At 42.1% G+C, this 4,779-nt stretch carries 8 protein-coding genes and 1 pseudogene; 7 read left to right on the top strand and 2 right to left on the bottom strand.

Features of this window, described 5'->3' with window-relative positions; translation table 11 throughout:
• The 3 genes and pseudogenes from AC23P2_RS30895 to AC23P2_RS30885 form a co-directional block, all read left to right on the top strand.
• Positions 1 to 307 (top strand): annotated as a pseudogene (locus tag AC23P2_RS30895) (hypothetical protein); the annotation flags it as partial.
• A 73-nt stretch (positions 308 to 380) separates the two neighbouring features.
• A complete protein-coding gene (locus AC23P2_RS30890) occupies positions 381 to 557 on the top strand; it encodes a hypothetical protein (protein ID WP_487776761.1) in 177 nt (58 codons plus the stop codon).
• Positions 558 to 927: 370 nt separating this feature from the next.
• Entirely contained in the window at positions 928 to 1,908 is a 981-nt protein-coding gene (locus AC23P2_RS30885; RefSeq protein WP_487776760.1) for an IS110 family RNA-guided transposase, read from the top strand.
• Here the strand turns inward: AC23P2_RS30885 and AC23P2_RS30880 are convergent.
• Positions 1,875 to 2,921: an IS110 family RNA-guided transposase gene (locus AC23P2_RS30880; RefSeq protein ID WP_487776759.1), complete on the bottom strand. Its 1,047-nt coding sequence runs from the start codon at positions 2,919 to 2,921 to the stop codon at positions 1,875 to 1,877. The two genes, AC23P2_RS30885 and AC23P2_RS30880, sit on opposite strands and share 34 nt — an antisense overlap.
• Positions 2,922 to 3,209: 288 nt before the next feature.
• On the opposite strand from AC23P2_RS30880, the gene AC23P2_RS30875 reads away from it, so the two are divergent.
• Both AC23P2_RS30875 and AC23P2_RS30870 read left to right on the top strand, forming a co-directional pair.
• Positions 3,210 to 3,440, top strand: coding sequence for an IS66 family transposase (locus AC23P2_RS30875; RefSeq protein WP_487776758.1), 231 nt, complete (start codon positions 3,210 to 3,212; stop codon positions 3,438 to 3,440).
• Positions 3,441 to 3,649: 209 nt separating this feature from the next.
• On the top strand, positions 3,650 to 3,805 hold the full coding sequence (locus tag AC23P2_RS30870; RefSeq protein WP_487776757.1) for a hypothetical protein: 156 nt from the start codon (positions 3,650 to 3,652) through the stop codon (positions 3,803 to 3,805).
• On the opposite strand, the gene AC23P2_RS30865 is transcribed toward AC23P2_RS30870, so the two are convergent.
• On the bottom strand, positions 3,776 to 3,991 hold the full coding sequence (locus AC23P2_RS30865; protein WP_487776762.1) for an IS3 family transposase: 216 nt from the start codon (positions 3,989 to 3,991) through the stop codon (positions 3,776 to 3,778). The genes AC23P2_RS30870 and AC23P2_RS30865 overlap by 30 nt on opposite strands.
• Positions 3,992 to 4,044: 53 nt before the next feature.
• Here AC23P2_RS30865 and AC23P2_RS30860 point away from each other — a divergent pair, with 53 nt between their 5' ends.
• Positions 4,045 to 4,350 carry a transposase gene (locus AC23P2_RS30860; RefSeq protein ID WP_487776756.1) on the top strand — a complete coding sequence of 102 codons (306 nt, stop codon included), beginning with the start codon at positions 4,045 to 4,047 and terminating at the stop codon, positions 4,348 to 4,350.
• Positions 4,350 to 4,610 carry a hypothetical protein gene (locus AC23P2_RS30855; protein ID WP_487776755.1) on the top strand — a complete coding sequence of 87 codons (261 nt, stop codon included), beginning with the start codon at positions 4,350 to 4,352 and terminating at the stop codon, positions 4,608 to 4,610. Before AC23P2_RS30860 ends, AC23P2_RS30855 begins: the two co-directional genes overlap by 1 nt.
• Positions 4,611 to 4,779: the final 169 nt, after the last annotated feature.

Below are 4,779 nucleotides of genomic sequence, written 5' to 3'. Positions count from 1 at the left end.
GCAACAAAGTTTTGTCAACCCTGTCATGCAAAAACAATTGACTAAAAGTTGCAAAGCCTCCTTAACTGCTATTGAAAAGGATCGTAAAGCTATTGATATGGCTATTGATGAGCTTATTGAAGGCGATGAACAGCTCAAACAGATCTTCGGATTGATGACTTCAATCCCAGGTATTGGTACAGCTACGGCCACCGAAGTTATTATTGCCTCTAACGAATTACAAACTATAACCGATCCCAAAAAGATGGCGGCATCGGCCGTCCGACTGCCATGCGGGAGTTGCACCTTTCAATTATCAATCCGGTAGCAGTGTTCGCGGACGGCCTGGAGTAAGTCAGCATGCTCGTAAGCGATTAAAATCTCTTTTACATTTAGCGGCCATGTCGTCTATTCGTGTCAAGGGTGAATTACAAGACTATTACCTACGCAAAGTCAAAGAAGGTAAAAACAAGATGCTGATTCTCAACGCGATTCGTAACAAATTGATTCATCGTCTATATGCTGTGGTAAAACGTGGAGAAAAATATGACAAAAATTGTGTAATCACCCTTGTTTAAACCATAGAAATCGGCCCCGTTACTTTTTTGTTCATGACAAACGAGGCCAACAAGCACTCTTGTCAGAAGAAAGTATTTTTTCTAAATGTGTTAACTGGACGGTTCACGATTGCTGTCGGGCCGATTACTATAGTACATTTGAGCTGGCTTTCAATAAGAACTCAAATTAGCCGATCTTAGGCTATTGATTGAGCATCCCGTGTAGGTAAATCCGAGATTTCTATAGTCAACCCTGTGAATCATGTTCCGATCTACACGGGTGAATTTTTAAAGCCTCAACAGTTCAATTGGTGCAAAACCGTGTATACTATGCTAGGGTCCAAAAATTCACTGCTCTTTTTCCCTTTTGTTTCACTAAACACTCACTGGAATGAAAAACTATGTTGGTATTGATGTTGCCAAAACAAGCTTAGCGGTTGCTTTTCCATCACCCACTGCAGGATGGACAAACACGACTTTCGCTAACACGCCTGATGGGATTCGGAGCTTGATGAAACAACTACCCCCTCAGGCTCACTGCATTCTGGAGGCGACGGATTCCTACTCCGTTTTAGTGACTTATATGCTCTGCCATGCAGAGATCAACGTCTCGGTCATCAATCCTAAGCAGAGTCACAATTTCGCTAAAATGCAGATGTCAGTAACCAAGACCGATCCACGGGATGCGGTGCTGTTAGCTGAGTATGGTCGACTTATTCAACCTCCTCTCCATCAGATAGCTACCGATAGTCTACTACGGCTTCGTCAAAAAAGAGCGCTGCTTCGTCAGTATCATAAACAACGCAGGACTTTGCTCAATTTACAACACTCGTTTGCAGTTTTACCCGTCAAAGACTCCTCTACTGAGCAGAGTTTACAAACGATAATTGCCACTTTTGAACAGGCTATTATTGACTTACAGCAGGAAGTCTGTCAACTCTGCGAAGCCGAGTATTACCAGCAATATCAGCGTTTACTATCGATCAAGGGTATATCTCACAAGGTGGCTACAGCGTTGATTGAAACCACAAACGGTTTCCGGGATTTTCAGTCGGCCAAGGCGGTGGCCAAATTTATTGGCCTGGCTCCGACCACTTTTCAATCAGGTAAGATGAACACCCATCGGGGCATTTGTCGAACTGGTGACTCTCACCTGAGAAGTATGCTTTATGTAGCCAGCTGGTCTGCCATTCGATGTAACAAAGTCTGCAGGGAGTTTTATCAACGCTTGAAGGCCGCCGGCAAGCCATCCAAGTTAGCCTTGATTGCCGTTGCCAACAAATTACTTCGCCAGGCGTTTGCCTTGGTTCGGTTTGGCGAAGACTTTGATGATAATTATCAACCAAAATTTCGTTCAGTTCCTTGCATTTGAATACAGTTCATAGTACATGCAACTAAAGGTGTATAAAAATCTTTATATTTTTCCTTTCGATGAACGCAAGAGAAAACACGATGAATCAGTTTGTTGCATACATTGTTAATGACCAGCATTTCATTTTTTCCTTCAGAAATCTTTCTGAGGTAATATTCTTTGATATCGGGGGAATGTTGGATGGCTGACATAGCCCCATTATGGAGTAAAGCCTTTAACTGTTTATTGACTTTATTACTGGTTTTTGCTTTGCCTTTATATTTACCCGATGAATAGGAAAATGGCACAACGCCCGCGTGGCAAGCGAATTTCTTAGGTTCATTGATATTCTTAAACTCGTTAGAAACAATAAGAATTTCGGTAGCGATAGCAGGACCGATACCTTTTACTGATTCGATGTATTCGTAAAATTCTTTTAAATATGCATCGTTTTGAATGTCTTGATTAACCTTTTTAATGTCTCTATCAAGGGATTTTAGTGTAGCTTGACAGGCTTCTCGTGTTTCATTGAGGTCTTTTTTAGAAACAAACCCTTCGCAATCTGTCAAAGGGGACTGTATCATTTTCCTGACTTTAATGAGCCGATTACGAAGCGCTGTTAATCTATCTAATTTTTGAATAATATCGCGTTTTGGAACCCATAAGCGTACTTCATCACGATTTTTATAAGCATAAGTAGCGATTCTTTGAGCATCAACTTTGTCGTTCTTACCCCGAATCATACCTAAACTATCTTTGATGTGAATGGGGGGGGCAAGCCACACTTTTGCTTGTTTTGAGTGCAAAAAATTAAGAAGATGATTGTTGTAGATTCCAGTATGTTCCATACAATACAGGCTATTGGTAAAAGTTGCATCAGGATATTGGGTTCTCAATTGCTTGGTAAATGATTCAATACCAGCCTTATCATTAGTGGTTTGATAGTGAAACAGCACCTTGTTAGCCACAACAACGGCAAAATCAAGTGTAGCTTTTGAAATGTCAATGCCGATGAAAAATGAAATTGTTGCCATAATTTTGAATGCGTTTAATATTTTCACTCAAGTCAGCTAGCTGTTTCACACTCAATACGCCACGGGGCGCCCCGCTTGCTCATGGGTCTTGAACCCGAATTTCTATCTGAGTACTGTGTTACAGCAAGCCAGTGGGGGCTTAAATCGATCGCCACGGGGCGCCCCGCATGAGTCTATCTCAGCCGACGGCGGTAAGGCATCTCCACTGGTGCTGACTTACTCTCAGTTTGAGAGCACTCCAAGTTATGATTATCTTGGAATTTTTACATCGCACAAATCTAAAGGCCGATGCGGGCGTCTTATTTTACGGTAGAGAAAGGACGACACAGTCTATGTGGAGCACATTTATTGCGAGAATTGCAAGCTCTCATTGATCAAGGACGTCAGTGGGCAAAAGACATGCACGAGTACTTAATGGAGGCTTATCGAGCCACTCGGCATGGCCCAATTCCTACTGACCAACAGGCACATTGGAGAATACGCTACCAACAAATTTGCCAACAAGCCGACCAAGAATAACATCCCCCTATCTACTTTATCAAATCGAATGGTCGCTTGGGTAGAGCCAAAAATACGACAGGACGTAACTTATTACAGCGCTTGATTCTTCATCAAGAGGCCGTGCTTGCATTTGCTCGCACCGGCGACCCGGTTCGAGTCAGGGGTACCTTTCACAAATAACCAAGCCGAGCGCGACTTGAGAGTCGCCAAGGTAAATCGGAGCGCCGATGCGACAGAAAATCAGTAATTGCTTCCGAAGTATCGGTGGGGCTACCGCCTATGCACGTATCGCGGGCTTCATTTCTACAATCCGAAAAATGAATCGGAATATCATTCAAAACATCGAATCTGTTCTACAAGGCTCTTTCCAATGGGCTACCTAAACAGTTACGATAAAAGACATAAAATCGCCCGCTTTCTAGCTCTCGTTTTTTGATAAGATTTTTTGAAAAAGTAATTTCCAAGGGAAGTCCAAGTAATTGCATGAGCCTTCGTACCCGTTTATGGTTGACAGAATAGCCTGTTTGTAAGAGTGCAGTATGCATCTTACGATAGACATACCTTTCCAGCCCGATAAAAGTTTGTACACAAAGCTAAGGGAATCTCTTAACTTGTAGTTCAAATGAGCAAACACCGCAGACATTGGAGTGAAAGCGAGAAAAAAGCGATCCTCCAGTATTACCAAGAACACGGAGCCTCCTCTGCCGCCCGTCAATTTGAGGTTTCGACCTCCATGATTTACCGTTGGGCATTCGAACTATCCCCCTCCGTATTAAAAGAGGTTGAGACTACTATTTCAAGCAAAGAATACCATCGTCTTTTACGGGAGAATCAGGCACTTAAAGAACTGGTAGCTGAGAAGGAGCTAGAAATTCGTATAAAGGATGCCCTGTTAAAAAAAACTTCCCCTCTCAACAAGAGCGGTTGATGATAGCACAAGAATTTATTGACAACCACTTTTCGAAGAATAAAGTGTTGACCCTATGCTCAATTGTTCGAAGTAGCTATTACTACCGACCTTCTGAAGGGAAACGCGGATGTAAACCTTATGCAAAGGCAGTTGATAAAAGCGAACAAGTTATTGACAATGAGGCTATTATTGAATATGTTCGCCAGCTTTTCGATCATCCTTTTGTTGATTACGGTTATTATAAAACCTACATCTACTTGCATAAAAAGAGCAATTGAAAATTAGCAAACATTTGGTTTATCAGCTCATGAAAAGCCATCAATTACTCAGAAGCCAATATGTGAATAGCTCGAAAAAATCTAAACGCAACTGGGTCAAAGATTTGTTGCCACAGGTGGAAATCGCCTTCTGTTATCTTGAATTTGACCGCTGGTACTGTCTTAAAAT

This window comes from Runella sp. R0.1_18 (genome assembly GCF_057652155.1).
Note: the sequence above shows the minus strand (reverse complement) of the source record. Positions and strands in the feature narration are given on the sequence as shown.

Bases quoted from the DNA above. Each gene is read 5' to 3' on its own strand.
- AC23P2_RS30885 (WP_487776760.1), top strand. From the start codon at position 928: ATGAAAAACTATGTTGGTATTGATGTTGCCAAAACAAGCTTAGCGGTT.
- AC23P2_RS30890 (WP_487776761.1), top strand. From the start codon at position 381: ATGTCGTCTATTCGTGTCAAGGGTGAATTACAAGACTATTACCTACGC.
- AC23P2_RS30860 (WP_487776756.1), top strand. From the start codon at position 4,045: ATGAGCAAACACCGCAGACATTGGAGTGAAAGCGAGAAAAAAGCGATC.
- AC23P2_RS30870 (WP_487776757.1), top strand. From the start codon at position 3,650: ATGCGACAGAAAATCAGTAATTGCTTCCGAAGTATCGGTGGGGCTACC.
- AC23P2_RS30855 (WP_487776755.1), top strand. From the start codon at position 4,350: ATGATAGCACAAGAATTTATTGACAACCACTTTTCGAAGAATAAAGTG.
- AC23P2_RS30880 (WP_487776759.1), bottom strand. From the start codon at position 2,921: ATGGCAACAATTTCATTTTTCATCGGCATTGACATTTCAAAAGCTACA.
- AC23P2_RS30875 (WP_487776758.1), top strand. From the start codon at position 3,210: ATGCGGGCGTCTTATTTTACGGTAGAGAAAGGACGACACAGTCTATGT.